This is a genomic window from Aeromonas sp. INTO2, assembly GCF_049860605.1.
GTDB lineage: Bacteria > Pseudomonadota > Gammaproteobacteria > Enterobacterales > Aeromonadaceae > Aeromonas > Aeromonas caviae.
Genome location: NZ_CP187590.1, coordinates 1 through 16,672 on the forward strand (window position 1 = coordinate 1; position 16,672 = coordinate 16,672).

Annotated in this window: 19 protein-coding genes and 1 pseudogene; 11 read left to right on the forward strand and 9 right to left on the reverse strand. The window is 61.8% G+C overall.

The genetic code is table 11. From position 1 onward, the window contains the following. Positions 1-1,377: a replication protein gene (locus tag ACPW74_RS23205; protein ID WP_033996214.1), complete on the forward strand. Its 1,377-nt coding sequence runs from the start codon at positions 1-3 to the stop codon at positions 1,375-1,377. A 255-nt stretch (positions 1,378-1,632) separates the two neighbouring features. Next, positions 1,633-1,797: a hypothetical protein gene (locus tag ACPW74_RS23210; protein ID WP_153302083.1), complete on the forward strand. Its 165-nt coding sequence runs from the start codon at positions 1,633-1,635 to the stop codon at positions 1,795-1,797. A gap of 3 nt (positions 1,798-1,800) precedes the next feature. On the opposite strand, the gene ACPW74_RS23215 is transcribed toward ACPW74_RS23210, so the two are convergent. Next, a complete protein-coding gene (locus tag ACPW74_RS23215) occupies positions 1,801-2,730 on the reverse strand; it encodes a recombinase family protein (RefSeq protein ID WP_003150544.1) in 930 nt (309 codons plus the stop codon). Positions 2,731-2,931: 201 nt separating this feature from the next. Here ACPW74_RS23215 and ACPW74_RS23220 point away from each other — a divergent pair, with 201 nt between their 5' ends. The 3 genes from ACPW74_RS23220 to ACPW74_RS23230 are packed head-to-tail and all read left to right on the forward strand — an operon-like array spanning position 2,932 to position 6,578. Beyond that, positions 2,932-3,171 (forward strand): ribbon-helix-helix domain-containing protein, encoded by a 240-nt coding sequence (locus ACPW74_RS23220; RefSeq protein WP_003089107.1) that lies wholly within the window; start codon positions 2,932-2,934, stop codon positions 3,169-3,171. Then, positions 3,171-3,581 carry a putative toxin-antitoxin system toxin component, PIN family gene (locus ACPW74_RS23225; protein ID WP_003150546.1) on the forward strand — a complete coding sequence of 137 codons (411 nt, stop codon included), beginning with the start codon at positions 3,171-3,173 and terminating at the stop codon, positions 3,579-3,581. The genes ACPW74_RS23220 and ACPW74_RS23225 overlap by 1 nt, the downstream gene beginning before the upstream one ends. Before the next feature lie 3 nt (positions 3,582-3,584). Beyond that, positions 3,585-6,578: a Tn3 family transposase gene (locus ACPW74_RS23230; RefSeq protein ID WP_033995769.1), complete on the forward strand. Its 2,994-nt coding sequence runs from the start codon at positions 3,585-3,587 to the stop codon at positions 6,576-6,578. Between the two features lie 12 nt (positions 6,579-6,590). Here ACPW74_RS23230 and ACPW74_RS23235 read toward each other — a convergent pair whose 3' ends face one another. The 4 genes and pseudogenes from ACPW74_RS23235 to ACPW74_RS23250 form a co-directional block, all read right to left on the reverse strand. Next, positions 6,591-6,803, reverse strand: a complete 213-nt coding sequence (locus ACPW74_RS23235) for a GDCCVxC domain-containing (seleno)protein (RefSeq protein ID WP_003089113.1) — start codon at positions 6,801-6,803, stop codon at positions 6,591-6,593. Between the two features lie 7 nt (positions 6,804-6,810). Next, positions 6,811-7,086 (reverse strand): mercury resistance system periplasmic binding protein MerP, encoded by a 276-nt coding sequence (gene merP, locus ACPW74_RS23240; protein ID WP_003150552.1) that lies wholly within the window; start codon positions 7,084-7,086, stop codon positions 6,811-6,813. 12 nt (positions 7,087-7,098) lie between these two features. Further along, positions 7,099-7,314 (reverse strand): annotated as a pseudogene (locus ACPW74_RS23245) (mercuric transporter MerT family protein); the annotation flags it as partial. Between the two features lie 251 nt (positions 7,315-7,565). Next, on the reverse strand, positions 7,566-7,742 hold the full coding sequence (locus ACPW74_RS23250) for a mercuric transporter MerT family protein (RefSeq protein WP_224873767.1): 177 nt from the start codon (positions 7,740-7,742) through the stop codon (positions 7,566-7,568). A 74-nt stretch (positions 7,743-7,816) separates the two neighbouring features. Here ACPW74_RS23250 and merR point away from each other — a divergent pair, with 74 nt between their 5' ends. The 4 genes from merR (at position 7,817) to ACPW74_RS23270 (ending at position 10,913) form a co-directional block, all read left to right on the forward strand. Further along, positions 7,817-8,215, forward strand: coding sequence for an Hg(II)-responsive transcriptional regulator (gene merR, locus ACPW74_RS23255; protein WP_003089120.1), 399 nt, complete (start codon positions 7,817-7,819; stop codon positions 8,213-8,215). 40 nt (positions 8,216-8,255) lie between these two features. Beyond that, the gene (locus ACPW74_RS23260) at positions 8,256-8,483 is read left to right on the forward strand and encodes a hypothetical protein (protein ID WP_045286809.1); all 228 of its coding nucleotides are present in this window, start codon (positions 8,256-8,258) and stop codon (positions 8,481-8,483) included. Positions 8,484-8,788: 305 nt separating this feature from the next. Beyond that, positions 8,789-9,700 (forward strand): DNA-binding protein, encoded by a 912-nt coding sequence (locus ACPW74_RS23265; RefSeq protein WP_033996289.1) that lies wholly within the window; start codon positions 8,789-8,791, stop codon positions 9,698-9,700. Positions 9,701-10,085: 385 nt separating this feature from the next. Then, the gene (locus ACPW74_RS23270) at positions 10,086-10,913 is read left to right on the forward strand and encodes a 3'-5' exonuclease (protein ID WP_011270172.1); all 828 of its coding nucleotides are present in this window, start codon (positions 10,086-10,088) and stop codon (positions 10,911-10,913) included. 24 nt (positions 10,914-10,937) lie between these two features. Here the strand turns inward: ACPW74_RS23270 and ACPW74_RS23275 are convergent, their stop codons facing one another. The 4 genes from ACPW74_RS23275 to ACPW74_RS23290 are packed head-to-tail and all read right to left on the reverse strand — an operon-like array spanning position 10,938 to position 13,352. Continuing rightward, a complete protein-coding gene (locus ACPW74_RS23275; protein WP_015060216.1) occupies positions 10,938-11,660 on the reverse strand; it encodes a hypothetical protein in 723 nt (240 codons plus the stop codon). Further along, positions 11,657-12,307, reverse strand: coding sequence for a DUF6753 family protein (locus ACPW74_RS23280; protein ID WP_015060217.1), 651 nt, complete (start codon positions 12,305-12,307; stop codon positions 11,657-11,659). Before ACPW74_RS23280 ends, ACPW74_RS23275 begins: the two co-directional genes overlap by 4 nt. Then, positions 12,300-12,983 (reverse strand): mobilization protein, encoded by a 684-nt coding sequence (locus ACPW74_RS23285; RefSeq protein ID WP_015060218.1) that lies wholly within the window; start codon positions 12,981-12,983, stop codon positions 12,300-12,302. The genes ACPW74_RS23280 and ACPW74_RS23285 overlap by 8 nt, the downstream gene beginning before the upstream one ends. Positions 12,984-12,995: 12 nt before the next feature. Further along, positions 12,996-13,352 carry a hypothetical protein gene (locus tag ACPW74_RS23290; RefSeq protein ID WP_058656681.1) on the reverse strand — a complete coding sequence of 119 codons (357 nt, stop codon included), beginning with the start codon at positions 13,350-13,352 and terminating at the stop codon, positions 12,996-12,998. Positions 13,353-13,661: 309 nt separating this feature from the next. Between ACPW74_RS23290 and ACPW74_RS23295 the strand changes: the two genes are divergently transcribed. Together ACPW74_RS23295 and traI are read left to right on the forward strand one after the other, a co-directional pair. Further along, positions 13,662-13,982, forward strand: coding sequence for a plasmid mobilization protein (locus ACPW74_RS23295; protein ID WP_021029055.1), 321 nt, complete (start codon positions 13,662-13,664; stop codon positions 13,980-13,982). Next, positions 13,963-16,635 (forward strand): TraI/MobA(P) family conjugative relaxase, encoded by a 2,673-nt coding sequence (gene traI / locus ACPW74_RS23300; RefSeq protein ID WP_033996285.1) that lies wholly within the window; start codon positions 13,963-13,965, stop codon positions 16,633-16,635. Before ACPW74_RS23295 ends, traI begins: the two co-directional genes overlap by 20 nt. Positions 16,636-16,672 lie beyond the last annotated feature (37 nt).

The window sequence follows — 16,672 nt, forward strand, 5'->3', positions numbered from 1 at the left end:
ATGGGACAGGCACAGCTACGACTTTTCAGCCCAGCCGATGAGGCGGGTTGCTATCACGACACAGCCCGGCAGGGCTTTTTCTCGTTGCTCATGGCGACGTGCGAGGGCAGCGGCAAGAAGCAGGACAGTTACCGGCTGTCACAGATGCCCGTGGTGCTCTCCATGCTCGACCACAGCCGGGATACCTGGCTGTCTCAGGCTGAGTTCATCAAGCCCAATCGCCGCGTGGTCAACTTGGCCCGCATCGGCTTGCTGTTCGCCGATCTGGACACCTACCGCGAGCCGTGGGCGCAGGGGCGCAGCCCCGAGCAACTGGCCGCCGCTGTCATGTTCCGCTGCTACGACGAAGGCGTGCCGCCGCCGTCGATCCTCGTTTTCTCTGGCCGTGGCGTGCAAGCAAAGTGGCTGCTGGATGGCACCTTGCCGCGTCAGGCGCTGCCACGCTGGAATGCCTGCCAGCGTTACCTGATCGACCGTCTGGCCGGGCTGGGCGCTGATCCAGCGGCCAAGGATGCAAGCCGCGTGCTGCGGCTGGTCAATACGGTGAACAGCAAGAGCGGCGAGGTTTGCCGCGTCATCCACGTTGAGCAAGGCCCGGACGGCGAGCCGATCCGGTACAACTTCGAGTATCTGGCCGAGGCGCTACTGCCGGTGGCCCGCTGGGACATCGAGGCCGACCGCAAGGCCCGCGCCGACCGTCGCCAGTTCAAGCTGCTGCCGGGCGGCCAAACCGGCAACCTGCGCACGCTCAACGGGCGGCAACTGGCGTGGGATCGTCTGGAGGACTTGCGCACGCTGGCCGCGCTGCGCGGCGGCGTGGCCGAGGGCGAGCGGATGCAGCACCTGTTTTGGCGGCTGAATTTCCTGCTGCTGTCAGGTGCGACGCACACCGGCCAGATGTACCACGAGGCCGCCGCGCTGGCCCGTGAGCTTGACCCACGGTGGAACTACCGCAGCGCCGAGCTTATGACGCTGTACGCCAAGGCCAAGGCCCACGAAGCCGGGGAAAAGGTGGAGTTCGGCGGCAAGCAGTTTGCGCCGCTCTACACGCCCAAGAACGACACGCTTATCAGCCTGTTTCACATCACCGACGACGAGCAGCGCAAGCTGCGCACGCTCATCAGCCGGGACATGGCCGCAGAGCGCCACAGCGAGCGCGAGAAAGCCCGCAGACGTGCCGCTGGGGCTGTCGATCGTGCTTCCTATCTGGAAGCAGCCAGCGCCAAGCAGGCGCAGGCTTTGGCCCTCAAGGCGCAGGGTCTGAGCGTGCGGGCCATTGCTGCACAGATGGGCATTAGCAAGACCGCTGCCGGGCGCTACATCGCAGAGCCGGGAGAGTGTCCCAAGTCCATGCGTATTACAGGCGGGGAGGGCTGATCGTGAGGTGTTCAAAGTCCGTCCGTATTACTAATGGCGGAGCCTTCCGGGCGGGTGTCCCAAGTCCATGCGTATTACTAATGGCGAAGCCTACGCCCGGCGCGTAGCGCCTGCCTTTGAGTAGCGCCTGCCTTTGAGTAGCGCCTGCCTTTGAGTAGCGCCTGCCTTTGAGTAGCGCCTGCCTTTGAGTAGCGCCTGCCTTTGAGTAGCGCCTGAACGGCGCGGCCCCCTCGTCCAGTTCATCGGGTGGCTGTCATGAGTCGCGCCCGTCGATCCTTTCCGCCCGCGCTGCTGGATTCGTTGCGGGCAATGACGGTGCAGGAAACGCTAGACCGGCTGGGCCTGTACTGGAAACGTGAACCTGGCTTTGTGCCGGTGAAGGAGGGGTTTGGGGAGCAATGGAACCAAAAACCAACGTAAGCCCTACCAACGCTTTTCGGTGTCTTCTTCCCAGGCGCCCATCTCGACAAAACAGTTGCGCATGTCGGCCTCCTGGCTGATCTCGGTCAGCAGGTCATGCACGCTCTTGTCCAGCTCATCGTCGCTCCGATACGGAATGGTCAACTCATAGTGGCCGGCATCCAGCCGCTTCATGCCATAGGGCTCCAGGCAGTAGCGCTCAATGTTCTCCGTGGCCCGCTTCCGGCCGCGCACGAACTTGCTGTTATTCACCACCGCGAGGCGCAGGGTGACGGTGGCCACCCGCTCGGCGGCGGGCGGCTCTGCCGGCGACGCGGCCGAAGGCTGCTGGTCGCGTGACCTGGCGCTCTTCTGGTACGCGCCGATCTCGACACCACGGTGGCGCAGGTAGCTGTACAGCGTGCTCTTGGAGATGTGCAGCTTCTCGCCGATCGCGCTGACGCTCAGGCGACCTTCGCGGTAGAGGGTTTCGGCCGCCATGGCGGTGGCCTCAGCCTTGGCTGGCAGGCCCTTGGGACGGCCACCGATCCGGCCACGCGCCCGTGCGGCCGACAGACCCGCCTGAGTCCGCTCGCGGATCAGCTCGCGCTCGAACTCCGCCAGCGAGGCGAACAGGTTGAACACCAGGCGGCCTTGGGCGTGGGTGGTGTCGATGGGGTCATTCAGGCTCTGTAAGCCGACCTTGCGCTCTGCCAGCTCGCCGACCAACTCGACCAGGTGCTTGAGGGAACGCCCAAGGCGATCCAGCTTCCAGATCACCACGGCATCACCCGGCCGCACGTTGGCCAGCAGTTTGTCCAACTCCGGCCGGGCGCTTTTCGCGCCGCTGGCGATGTCTTGGTAGATGCGTTCGCACCCGGCCTGTTTCAGGGCATCGACTTGTAGGTCGGCTTTCTGATCCCGAGTGCTCACTCGCGCATAACCGATCTTCATCAAAAGTACTGTTTACTCGACTACGTTAGTAATAGTTGAACTTTGATTAAGCGTACCAGTTATTTGAACCGTAGCGCGGGGAGCTTAACGAACCGAGCCATTCCTCGATAGAGTTCGGCAAAACCTTCGTTTTGTCGAACCATTGCATCGCCCTTTGTGATTGGCGTATAAACACACAAACACCTATTAGCGGAGAACGCTATGAATACCATTCGCTGGAATGTCGCCGTCTCGGCCGACACCGACCAGTCGCTTCGGATGTTTCTGGCCAGCCAGGGCGGCGGCCGTAAGGGCGACCTGTCGCGCTTCATCGAAGAAGCGGTACGGGCACACATCCTGGAGCTGAGCGCTGAGCAGGCCAAGGCCGCTAACGCCCATCTGAGTGAGGCAGAATTGACCAACGCGGTTGACGAAGCGCTCGACTGGGCACGTAAGCGCTGATGCGGGTCGTGTTGGATACCAACATCCTGTTCAGCGCCCTGATCTCGCCACATGGCGCGCCCGATGCGATCTACCGTGCCTGGCGGGCGGCGCGTTTCGAGGTGGTGACCTCGCGGATGCAACTCGATGAAATTCGTCGAGCCAGCCGCTATCCCAAGCTTCAGGCCATCCTACAGCCCGCCAAGGTGGGCGCCATGATCAATAACCTGCAACGGGCTGTGGTACTGGAGCGCCTGACCATCGAGGTCGAAGCCGATGATCCGGATGACTCGTTTTTGCTGGCCATGGCCTTGGCGGGCGATGCGGACTACCTGGTAACCGGTGATCGCCGCGCCGGCCTGCTGCAACGCGGGCACATCGAACGCACGCGGATCGTCACGCCCGCCGTGTTCTGCGTCGAGGTGCTGTGATCAATGCCGGTCGGTTTTCTGACTCAAGAGCAACGCGACGGTTTTGGCCGCTATGTTGATTCGCCCAGCCGTGAAGAGCTGGAACGTTACTTCCACCTGAGCGATGAAGACCGTGAAGCCATCCAGGTGCTGCGGGGTAACCATAACCGTCTGGGTTATGCCGTTCTGCTGACCACCGTCCGCTTCGTTGGCGTTCTGCCGGACAAGCCCGCCGCCGTGCCGGTGGAAGTCCTGCAGGTGCTTTGCCGACAACTGGCGATTCCAGACCCCGACTGCCTCCAGCGCTATAGCGATCATCGCCGCTGGATACATGCCACCGATATTCAGAACCGCTTTGGCTATCGTCATTTCACCGATCCGGGCATCGGCTTTCGCTTGAGCCGCTGGCTGTATGCCCTCTGCTGGACGGGCACCGACCGGCCGGGAGTGCTGTTTGAGCGAGCCACCTCGTGGCTGTTCACACAGAAAGTCCTCCTGCCTGGTGTGTCTCAACTAGAGCGCTTTATCGCCCAGTTGCGCAGTCGGGTCGAAGAACGCCTCTGGTTTACGCTGGGCCGCAGCGTGACTGAGGAACAGCGATTGCAACTGCAAGACTTGCTGACGGTGGCCGAAGGCAACCGCAGCTCCCGGCTGGATCAATTGCGCTCCGGCCCGGTCATGGTCAGTGGCCCCGCGTTGATTCGGGCACTGCGCCGGCTCGATGACGTGCGCGGCATCGGCATCACCTTGCCGGCGGCGGCGCACATCCCTCCCAGCCGTATCGCCGCCCTGGCCCGCTTCGCCAACACGGCCAAGGTCACCGCGATTAATCGGCTGCCGGCGTCGCGGCGGATGGCGACACTGGTGGCCTTCGCACTCTGCCTGGAGGCGACTGCGCACGACGACGCACTGGAAGTCCTGGAGGCCTTGCTGCGCGACCTGTTCAGCAACGCGGAGAAGGCCGACAAGAAAGCCCGCATGCGCAGCCTGAAAGACCTGGATCGGTCGGCCGCGACGCTCGCCGCCGCGTGCAAGGTCGTGCTGGACAGCTCGATCAGCGATGACAACGTGCGCGCCCGGCTGTTCAACGACCTGCCGAGGACCACCCTGGAAAAGGCCCTGGAAGAGGTCAACGCGCTGATCCGCCCGGTAGATGACGTCTATTTTCTTGCATTGGAAGCGCGCTACCGCAGCGTGCGCCGCTTCCTGCCCGACCTGCTCAAGCACATCCGCTTCGGCTTCAGCCCGGCCGGCAAGGGCGTGGCGGCTAGTCTGGAGTGGCTGCAACTGAACCTGCCGCGCCGGAAGCCAGAGGATGACGCGCCGCAGGAGATCGTGGCCAAGGCTTGGCAGAAGCACATCACCCGCGAAGATGGCTCCCTCGACATGGGTGCCTATGTGTTCTGCACGCTCGATGCGCTGCGCACGGCCCTGCGCCGCCACGATGTCTTCGTCTCGCCCAGTTGGCGCTATGCCGACCCGCGTCTTGGCCTGCTCGACGGTGCCGAATGGCTGGCGGCGCGACCGATCATCTGCCGGTCACTGGGCCTGACCATCGACGCCAAAACCACCCTGGACGCCTTGTCCGTCGAGCTGGATGCAACCTGGCTGGCAGTAGCCGCGCGCCTGCCCGACAACCCGGCGATTCAACTGAGCGAGAACACCGAGGGCAAGACCGAACTGTCGCTCGGGGCGCTGGACAAGCTGGACGAGCCCTGCTCGTTGCTGCAACTGCGGGCGGCCGTGTCTGACCTGATGCCGCGTGTCGATCTGCCGGAAATCCTCTTGGAAATCGCCGCCCGCACTGGCTTTTCCGAGGCCTTCACCCATGTCTCCGAACGCAATGCACGCGCCGACAACCTGGTCACCAGCCTCTGCGCGGTGCTGTTGGGCGGGGCCTGCAACACCGGCCTGGAGCCCTTGATCCGCACCGACAACCCGGCGCTGCGCCGTGACCGGCTGTCCTGGGTCAGCCAGAATTATATCCGCGACGACACCCTGTCAGCGGCTAACGCCATCCTGGTCGGAGCGCAAAGCCAACTGGAACTGGCCCAAGTCTGGGGTGGCGGCGAGGTCGCCTCCGCCGATGGCATGCGCTTCGTCGTACCGGTGCGCACCGTGCATGCCGGCCCCAATCCGAAGTATTTCGGCACCGGCCGGGGTGTCACCTGGTACAACCTGATTTCCGACCAATTCTCCGGCCTCAACGCCATCACCGTGCCCGGCACGCTGCGCGACAGCCTGGTGTTGCTGGCGGTCGTGCTGGAACAGCAGACCGAGTTGCAGCCGACGCAAATCATGACCGACACCGGGGCCTACAGCGATGTGGTGTTCGGGCTCTTCCGCCTACTTGGCTACCACTTCAGTCCGCGGCTGGCCGATGTCGGCGGTACCCGCTTCTGGCGCACGCGCCCGGACGCGGACTACGGCAAGCTCAACGGGCTGGCCCGCCAGTCGGTCAAACTCGACCTGATCGCCGAGCACTGGGACGACCTGCTGCGCCTGGCCGGCTCGCTCAAACTCGGCCGGGTGCCGGCGACTGGCATCATGCGCACGCTGCAAACGGGAGATAGACCCACCCGGCTGGCCCAGGCGCTGGCCGAATTCGGGCGGATCGAAAAGACTCTGCACACGTTGACCTATATCGACGACGAGTCCAAGCGCCGCGCCACCCTGACCCAGTTGAACCGAGGCGAAGGCCGGCACAGCCTGGCCCGCGCCGTGTTCCACGGCAAACGCGGCGAGCTCCGCCAGCGCTACCGCGAAGGCCAGGAAGACCAGCTCGGTGCTCTGGGCCTGGTGGTGAACATCATCGTGCTGTGGAACACCCTCTACATGACGGCGGCCGTGGAACGGCTCAAGCAGCACGGCTATCCAGTGCTGGAAGAGGATTTGGCCCGGCTATCGCCGCTGATCTACGAGCACATCAACATGCTCGGGCGGTATTCCTTTGCGGTACCGGAAGAAGTTGCGCGCGGCGAGCTGCGGCCACTGCGTAATCCAGACGACGACCTGTGATCCCCCTAAACGCTATGAGCAACACCCAAGCTGCTGCTGGATCGGCGGGCACTTCACCGAGCCGAACGAACAGAAAACGCAGCAATCCCCTGGGTTGGGGCGCAGCAGCGCCTTGCAGTTGCTGCACTCGTAATAGAACTGGCAGGCGTCCGTGGGCATGGTTTCCGGCTTGGCGAAGCCGCAGCGCGGGCAAGTCAGCACGGACTCAAGGACAATGGCGCTCATCGTGACCTCACTTCTGCACTGTGGAGGGGTATCCCGCGTTCGCGGTCGCCTCAGTCAGTGCCTCGGGCTGGGCCTTATCGGGATCGTAGGTGACGGTCGCCGTCTTCTGGTCGAAATTGACCTGGACGTCACTCACGCCGGACACCTTCTCCAGCGACTTCTTGACCGTGATCGGACAGAGTCCGCACGTCATGTTCTGCACGTCGAGCGTGACGGTTTTCGGGGGAGCCGCCAGCGCCACGAAGGGCAAGGCGAAAAGCACGGCGATCAGCAGTTTGCGCATGGTTAATCTCCTTCAGTAGAACAGCGGGGCGAGCCACGGCACGGCCAATAGGCCGAGCAGCAGCACGCTGACGATCCAGAACACGAGTCGCTGTCGCACGAGCGTGCGCGGATCGGCGCAGGGTGTACCTGGCGTACAAACCTGTGGCACCAGGTAGAGCTTGCGGAATGCCAATCCCAGGAACAGTAGAGTCAACCCGATGAAGAGGGGGCGTAGTGGCTCCATCATGGGGTCACCTCAGAAAACGGAAAAAATCGTACGGTAAGCCGCTGGCATGGTCTAGCTTCTCGCAAACGATCGTTTTTGAGAGGCTTCAATGAGAATCAGATCCGCGCTAGTGCTGGTATGGCATGTTGCTTTCTCGAAAACCACTCTCATATTGCACGGCTGAAACAGCCGAGTTTCGAGAACCACGAAAATGCTGTTTCTAGGGGTTGGCAGCTTGCGCAAAGCCGCGCAGTTGCTGGGTATCGGATCTCTTAACGTGCTTTAATTTCCGAATTCTGAAGCGACCCCATCATGGTCAGAGCGCCCACCCACGTACCGCCGACACCGAGTGCCAACAGCACCAGTGGCCCGACACAGCACACCGACGCACCGATGGCGGTCAGCGAACTCGCGACCAGCGAGCCTTTCCCGGTGAGTTGCATCCCCATTCCCATCTCCTGAGCCTGATTGCCTAGGTGCTATTCTAAACTCCGTACCAAAGTACGGAATCAAGGAGAAAGTGATGGCCACAGAGCTGACCATTGGCAAGCTGGCAGACGCCGCCGGGGTGAACGTCGAGACGATCCGCTACTACCAGCGACGCGGGCTGCTGGATGAACCAGCCAAACCCTTGGGTGGCCATCGGCGCTATCCGGTGGACATGGTGAAGCGACTGCGTTTCATCAAGCGGGCTCAGGCGCTGGGTTTCACGCTCTCGGAAGTCGGTGGACTGCTGACGCTGGATGAGTCGTGCGCCTGTGCCGAAACGCGAGCACGGGCTGCACGCAAGCTCGCGTTGATCGAGCAGAAGATGGCCGACTTGGTCGTCATGCAGCAACTGTTAGGCGAACTGGTGCAGCAATGTGATGCGGGAGACGGCGGAACGATCTGCCCGATCATCGAGGCACTGATCAGAGAGTAATGCCTGGCGGGTGAGCTGGAGATCGGAAAGCCCCTTTACGGTGGGATTCAGAGCTTACGTTGGTTTTTGGTTCCATTGCTCCCCAAACCCCAAGGACAAAGCTACGGTGCGGCTGAATGTGTCCATTGGTGGCGGCGGTGTTGAGCTACTGGCGACCGGGCCGAAGTGGTACGACACGCGGAAAGAGCAGGGCGGCGGTGCCATCGACCTGACCATGCACCTGTTCAGATTGTCATTTGTGGATGCGGTCAAACGGCTGTCGCCTTGATCGTGTTTGCAAGATGCCCCCGGCAGGGCCGCCGGAGGCCACTCGCCGCCGTGAGGCTCTGGGGGCAGGGTAGCGGTCTTCGCCCTTCGTCCTGCCCCCTTTCTTACCCTCTCAAAACGCGCTGTAGGCCCGTTTCTGGCCGACAACGAGCCGAAGGCGAGGCGTCAGCACGGTGTTTCACCAAAAACGAGCAGCCGACCGGGCAGCGGTACGTTACGAAAACCGCTCGCATATCGTATCTGTATTGCGTATCATATCTGTATTGGTACGATTTACGCTGATATGGTACGAAAGGAGCAACGATCATGGCACGTCAGGGCATCACTTTTGAGCAGGTCGCCGCCGTCGCTGATGCGCTGGCAGGCGAGGGTCAGCAGCCGACCATCCGGGCGGTGCGGGAGAAGCTGGGCGACACCGGCAGCCCGAACACTATTCACAAGCACTTGACCGCGTGGCGCGAGGCCCGCCCGGTGGCCGCAGCCGCTGCGCCGGAACTGCCGCAGGCGCTGACCGCTGCCATTGCCGCCGAGATCGAGCGGGCCGCATCGCGGGCACGCGGCGAGATCGAGGGCCGTCTGGTGCAGGCGCAGGCGGAGGCCGCCGAACTGGCCGCCGCTGGCGAGGTGCTGGAAGGCGAACGCGACGAGCTGGCCGAGCAGGTGGCCGTGCTGACCACTGAGCGCGACACGCTGGCAGGCAAAGCCGCCCAGCAGGCCGCCGACTTGGCCGAGGCGCAGCAGCGCATCGAGCGCGAGCAGCAGGCGGCAGAGTCTGCCCGGCTGGAGGTGGCAACCGCCCGGCACAAGATCGAGGCGCAGGCCGAGCGCGTGAGCGAGCAGGCCGCCGAGCTTGAGCGCCTACGCGCCGCACTGGCCGAGGCACAGCAGGGCCGCACCGCCACCGAACAACAGGCCGCCGTGCTGGCCGCCAAGCTGGAGGCGTGCGCCGACCGTGTGAGCCGCGCAGAGGCCCGCGCCGAGCAGATCGAGCAGCAGGCCGCCAAGGCTGCACAGGCCCACGACACCGCCCGCGCCGCAGCAGCGCAGGAAACCCGGCAGACGCAGGCCGAGCGTGACGAGGCTCGCAAGGTGGCAGCAGAGGCCCGCGAGCAGGCCGCACGACTTACCGGGCAGCTTGAGGCGCTGCAACGGCAGCAGGACAAAGCCGAGGCCGCCGAGAAGGCCACGAAGGCACCGAAAGGGAAGGGGGGCGAGTGATGCCAAGCGCCGCAGAATTTCAGGCGCTGTCCGATGAGTTGCGGCAGCTTGGGGCGGTGATCGTGCAGGCTGCGAACCTGGGCGATCAGGAGCTTGCATTGTGGGCCGTGGGGGCGCTGTCATCCGCAGCCGCCCGGCCTGCATGGTGGGCGAGAGAGGCCGCAGACAGCGAAGCTGTGGGATGCAAATAAAGTCCCATCCTAAGCTACGCCAATTTTCAGGACTGTTTTGAAAGACTCAGGCTTGGCAGGCGGGTAAAGTGTCATTCTGAAAGGATCGCGTGGCATTGGGCGCGGCCTGAATCGTGAAAATAAAGTCTCATACTTTCGAGCGTCTGAATCGTCGCCCACTACCGCCGGGACTGAGACACCAACAAGGGGGGCGTATGCCCAAAACCCGAAAACACCTCACCCCGACCGAAGCAGAGGCCAAGGGGCTTCTATGCCGTAAGCACCTCAAGGAACGCCTCCGCCTCATGCCGGGACTAAACACCAAGCCCGCTGGCAGTGTCTGGCAAGGTCAGGGGGCTTATGATGTGTACAACCCAGCCGAGTGCGTGCCGTGGCGCTGGATGCCTGGGCGTGCCCAAGTCCGTCGCCAGCACGTCGCAGCGCAGGCAAAAGACCTGATCGCCGCAGGCTGCATTGTGCTCGACACCGAAACCACCGGCCTCGGTGATGACGCCGAGATTTGCGAGATAACCATACTCGACGTGACCGGCGCACCGATCCTCGACACGCTGGTACGCCCGACCCGGCCAATCCCGGTCGAGGCGACAGCGATTCACAAAATCACCGACGCCATGGTGGCCAGTGCGCCGAGCTGGCCCGAGGTGGCCGAGCAGTACGCCGCCGCCGTTGCTGGCCGAACCGTCGTTGCCTACAACGTCGCTTTTGATGCGCGCTTGCTGCGGCAGACCTATCAGATACACGGAATCACCGCGCCAGTGTTGACGACCGCTTGCGCGATGCTGATGTATGCCGAGTGGCATGGAGAGTACGACCGGAGCCGCGACCGCTGGCGATGGTTGAAGCTGATCGAGGCTGCGACCGACTGCGGCGTGGCAGAAGACGGCGCACACCGCGCCCTTGCCGACGCCCGCATGACGCTGGGTGTGCTGCGATACTTGCAGCGCCGCACGAACGGACGGCGACCGGCAGGGCCGAAAGTGGCCACCGTCCCGCAGGAGGCTTTGCCCTCTGTTTTAGGATGAAACTCTATTTCAAAGAATGAGACTTTATTTGTACGGATGAATCTTTATTCGCATCCCACACATGGCTTCTAACCACGCTTCGTGCATCCAGAATGGGGCTATTTTTCCGTGCTGAAGTGTGCAAAGCGGATTGAGCACCCGGCGTGGGTTCTTCCATGTCTCGACGGAGAGCAACAGGCCGTCCGCATGGACGGAAAAGACTGGTAGTGCTTTCGGCTGGCCCTTCTTCTTGCCTTGCGTTTCGGTTGGCTTGAGGTCGTCCCAAACGCCTTGCACGGTTTTGTTCAGTTCGTCGATGAAGCGTTCCGGCATGGTTTTCAAGAGTTCGGCAGTGATTGCGTTCGCGTCCTCAAATTGCTTTCTTGCTTCGGCTTCCTTTTTCCGTCGTTTTTGCCGCTCCTGTTCGTATTCGTCTAAGGTTTGCCTGTGTCTGCGCTGTGCTTCAGCTTCCGCTTCTTCAGCTTGCCTTCGTGCTTCCTCTTTGGCTTTCTGTCGGCGTGCTTCACCCTCTGCTGTGAGTGCTGGTTTTACCAGTTCGCCAGACTTGGCCTCGATGGTGATCGAAAGCGGTTCGCCGCGATGGTCTACCAGATCGAAAGGCAGACCATCCGCATCGAATGCCGTGAGGTAAAGATTGGCCCCATAGACCTTGTGCCCCGGCCTCACAGCTTCGTATTTTTCTGCTGCTGCGTGCAGTGCTTCCGCTAGGCGTTCTGCCGTGATTTCTCCTTTGATCTTGATTCTCATGGCAACCTCCATCCGTAGGTGCCATCCGATGCGGGCTTGACGTAGCACACGCCTTTTTCGACGTACCACCCCGGCCTATCGCACTTCGCCAAGCTGGCGAGGCTTCCCGTTTGAGCGAAGCGGTAGGCCAAGCGCCCCTCTGGCGTGTTGGCCCATGCCGCCGCCGCTTTCTCGTCCTTGGCTTCGGTGTATCCCGCGCCGTATCCGGCGCCGTATCCGGCCTGATAGCCCGAATCCTTGCCGCTGCTGTGCATGTACCAGCCGAACAGGCCGACGCACAGGAAGGCCACGGCGATGCAGCCCGCCGCCCACTGCCACATCTGCTTTGCTGATGTGTTGTGCGCGACCTCTTGCGCTGCTGCTGCTACCGCTTGCGCCAAATCCGCCTTGGCTGCTTCCGCTGATGCTTTCACGGTTGCATCCGCCGTTACCTTGAAATTGACCAAGGTATCTTTGGCTGCTTGTGCTATCGCTTGCGGGAACTTCTCATACTGGCCTTGGTAGTGTTGCAAGGCCATGAGCACCAGCCACAGCGCATCATTGTTTTTCAGGCCGAGTGCATCCCGAACCCGGTAAAGACTTTGCCGCTCCGCGTCACTAGGTTGCCTGCCGAGCAGCTTTGCAAAGCTGTCGTCTAGGTCACTCATGGACTACGGCCTCCAATACCTTTTTGGCCTCGTTGCGCCACCGCGTAAGCTCCGCACGGTTGCCAATGGGCAATTCCTTGAGTGCTACCGCAATGCTCATGCGCTTGCTGTAAATGTCATCGCTCACACGGTCGGCCATGTCCGGGAATGTCACCGATTTCCCGCCGCGTTCCTCTACCGCCGTGCGCAGCTTGGAGCCGTTGTAAAGCTCGAACTTATTTTCTTCCCCGAAGTGTCCATTGCGTACCACATGAACATCCGCATTCGGAATTGCGTCCATGTATTCCTTGAGCAGTTCGAGGCTATCCCGTTGGCGGTTAATCACCCACAGCGTGACCAGCTTCCGCTTGAGTTCTTCAAGCGTGCTATTCAGTGTTTCACCGTAGGCGCTCACGCCCTTGTTATTCCGTGCTGCCGTGTTGATTACCACGACGCTATCCGGCTTGCTATCGCACAAGTTCACTAGCTGAATCCATCCGTCCGCCTCATCCAGATTGATAAGCTCCGTTTCCGTGCTTTCTTTATAGGCTTTCCATACGTCCGGGTTAGAGGTGTCAGACTCAATCAGCAAGACGCTTTCGCCGCGCTCTTGCAGGTAATCAACCGTTGCCATCGTGACAAGCGACTTGCCAACGCCGCCCTTGCTGCCACCGATCAGGTAAATGCTTTTCGCCATGTTGCTTACTCCTTAAATGTCGTCGCTGTCAGGTTTCGGGGTGAATGTCGCCTTTGATGTATCCGCAGGCTTCTTGACGGCGGGGCGGGGGCGGGGTGTGTCTCCCGGTGCGTGCACCGGAGCTTTTTTCGCTGGCTTTGCTCTCTGCAAGTAGCTCTTGAGTGTTGGAGTTGCGATGCTCAGACCTTCACCGCGCAGCGTCTCGGAAATCTGGTCAAGCGTGTATCCACGCTTTTGCAACAAGGCGATTTCCTTCGAGAGTATGCGCACGGCATCTTGCTTGCTGTGCTCTTGCTTCTTTTTCTCGACTGGCGGCATCTCTCGCAGCTTTGCAGCGATAGCCTCTAGCTGTTCTGTCGTATGCTTCATCGTGCTAACTCCTTTGCTTACTTGTTGCGGAGTTGACAGCATAGCGCCATTTGTGCTTGTTGCAAAGTGCGTCCCGTGCACCTAAACTGCTGATACGATAGTAGAGCGGATGAGCAATACAGGATGACCGTTGTAACACACATGGCTTCGCCACGTGGTTCCAACGGACGCCTGCCCATTCGGCGCTTCGCTTCTCACGGTCTGGCTTATCCTGCAAGGGGTATCCCCTTGACCCCGGACAGTGCGGCGCTCTCGCTTCTTACTGTCCAAGACACACCCCGCCCCCCGCCCCGGCGAGAAGGAGACACGATGCCATTTGAAACGCAGGGGCCGGAACCGCTGGACGCCGTTATCAATGTACGGCTGACCGCAGCGGAGAAGGCCCGCTTGAAAGAGGATGCCGACCTTGCCGGGTTGAGCATGTCCGAGCTTGTCCGCCGCCGCTACTTCGGCAGGCCGATCATTGCCAACGCTGACGCTGTGATGCTCAAGGAGCTGCGGCGCATCGGTGGATTGCTCAAGCACATCCACAACGAAAGCGGAGGCATTTACAACAAGGACACAGCCGGGGCACTTGTGGCCCTGAAAGCCTACATCGGGAAACTGAGCCGTGATCGTCAAGAAGGTTAAGAACCCGCAGAAGGCAGCAAGCAAGGCGGTTCGCGTTTCTCGCCTAACCGACTACATCCGCGAGCCGGAGCGTGAGAACTCGCAGGAGAAGTGCATCCATGCCGGGGCGCGTGGATTCATCACCGATGAACCACAGAGCCAGACGGCAGAAATGATTGCCTTGTCACAAGAGGCAGTGCGAAGCAAGGACACGATCAATCACTATGTCCTGAGTTGGCGAGAAGGCGAGCAGCCCAGCCCGGAGCAGGTCGAAGAAGCGGTAAGCATTTTCATGGATGAGCTAGGTGTTAAAGACCATCAAGCCATCTATGGTTTGCACGCCGACACGGACAACTTGCACCTGCACCTTGCCATCAACCGCGTGCATCCTGAAACGCTCAAGGTGGTGAAGATCAATAACGGCTTCGACATTGAGGCAGCGCACAAGGCGATAGCACGAATCGAGAACGCACAAGGCTGGCAGCGTGAGCAGAACGGGCGTTATCAGGTGTTGGAGAATGGTGAGTTAGGCCGGGAGCACATCGACAAGGACAAGCCGCGCCAGCCAGCCCAGCCGAAGCGCGACATGGAAAACCGCACCGGGGAGAAATCCGCCGAACGCATCGCCATTGAGGACGGCGCACCGATCATCAAAAAGGCGCAGACGTGGGAGCAGTTGCACCGCGAGTTAGCAGCCAAGGGGATGCGCTACGAGAAAACAGGCAGCGGGGCGACGCTCTTTGTCGGTGATGTTGGCGTGAAGGCCAGCAGCGCAGACCGGGACGCGAGCCTATCCAAGTTACAAAAGCGACTCGGAGCTTACCAGCCGCCGCCGCAGCGTCAGCAGGTAGCACAGCGCGAGCCAGAGCCGATCAAGCCAGACGTGCCGGGATGGAAGGATTACATCACCGGGCGCAAGGCGCACTACGCGGAAAAGAACGCGGCCAAGCTGGCACTGGACAAGCGGCAGGAGCAGGAGCGCAAGCAGATTGCCGAGCAGCAGAAAGCCCGCCGCGATGAACTCATGCGCGGCAACTGGAAGGGTAAGGGCGAAGTGCTCAACGCCATGCGCAGCGTGATTGCCGCCGAGCAGGCCGCAGAGAAAGCAGCCTTGAAAGAGAAGCACCAGAAGCAGCGCGAGCAGCACCGGCAGCAGTTCCGGCCCTATCCCGACCTGGAGCAGTGGCAGCGGATGCAGAAAAGCCCGGAGCTTGCCGAGCAGTGGCGGCACCGCGCCAGCGAGCCGCAGCGCATCGAGGGCGCGAGCGGCGAGCCGCCGACGCCGCGAGACATCCGCGCCTATCAGCCTGAAATCGTGGGCCAGCAGGTGCATTACAGCCGGAAGGAAGAAGCGGGGGCGGGCGGGGGTGTGTCTTTCGTGGACAAGGGAAAAAGCATCGATATTCACGACTGGCGCAACCGGGACAGCACGCTTGCCGCCTTGCAGCTATCGGCGCAGAAGTGGGGCAGCTTCACCGTAACCGGGAACGACGAATACAAGGCCATGTGCGCGAAGTTAGCAGCAGAGCACGGTTTCAAGATCACGAATCCTGAGCTTCAGGAGCGCATCCAGCAGGAGCGGCAGCGGATACAGCAGGAGAGGGCGCAGGCGATGAAATCGGAGCAGCTAAAGCAGTTTGAGCTGTACGCGGAAGCGGTAGGCGCGGAGCGCTACCGGGTAACGTCCATCAAGATGCAGGCAGACGGAAGGAAGCAAACCTTCATCCTCGACAAGAAGGACGGCATCACGCGGGGCTTCACGCCGCAGGAGATCGAGCAGCGCACGCCGGAGATGCTGCGCCTACAGCGCCGGGGCGAAAACCTCTACTACACGCCACTATCGGACAAGAAGCATCACATCCTCATCGACGACATGAACCGGGAGAAGCTGGAGCGGCTTATCCGTGACGGCTACCGGCCCGCCGTTGTGCTGGAATCAAGCCCCGGCAACTATCAGGCCATCATCACCGTGCCGAAGCTGGGGACGGCCCACGACAAGGACGTGGGCAACCGGCTGAGCGATGCCCTGAACCGTGAATACGGCGACCCGAAGCTATCGGGAGCCATCCACCCGCACCGCGCACCCGGCTACGAGAATCGCAAGCCCAAGCACCAGCGCGAGGACGGCAGCTATCCCGAAGTGCGCTTGCTCAAGGCCGAGCGCCGCGAGTGCGTCAAGGCGCTGGCCCTGTCCAGCCAGATCGACGCCGAGTATCAGCGTCAGGCCGCCTTGAAGGCGCAGCAGCCAGAACGCAGCAAAGCCAAGCCCGCCTTGGAGCTTGCAGCGGCCAGCGGCAGCGCGATCGACGCTTACCAGCGGCATTACCGCGACGTGATCAAGCGGCAGCGTGGCGGCGAGGTGGACTTGTCCCGCGTGGATTCCATGATTGCCGTGCGGATGCGCGTTACCGGCCACGATCAAGCCGCCATCGAGGGCGCTATCCGCCAGTGCGCCCCGGCCACCCGGCAGAAGGACGAGGGGCGCGACTGGAACGACTACGCGCAGCGCACCGCCCGCTATGCCTACAGCGCCGCAGGCGACCGGCAAGCCGCCGAGCTTGGGAAGTACCGCCAGCAGTGGGAGAAGCTGGAAGGGCGCGAGCCTGTACGCCAGCAGGAGCAGGCCAAGGCGCAGAAGATCGAGCGCGACAACTCACCCGGCATGAGTCGATAAGACTTGATGTAACTACAAAAAGACGCTACAATAAGAA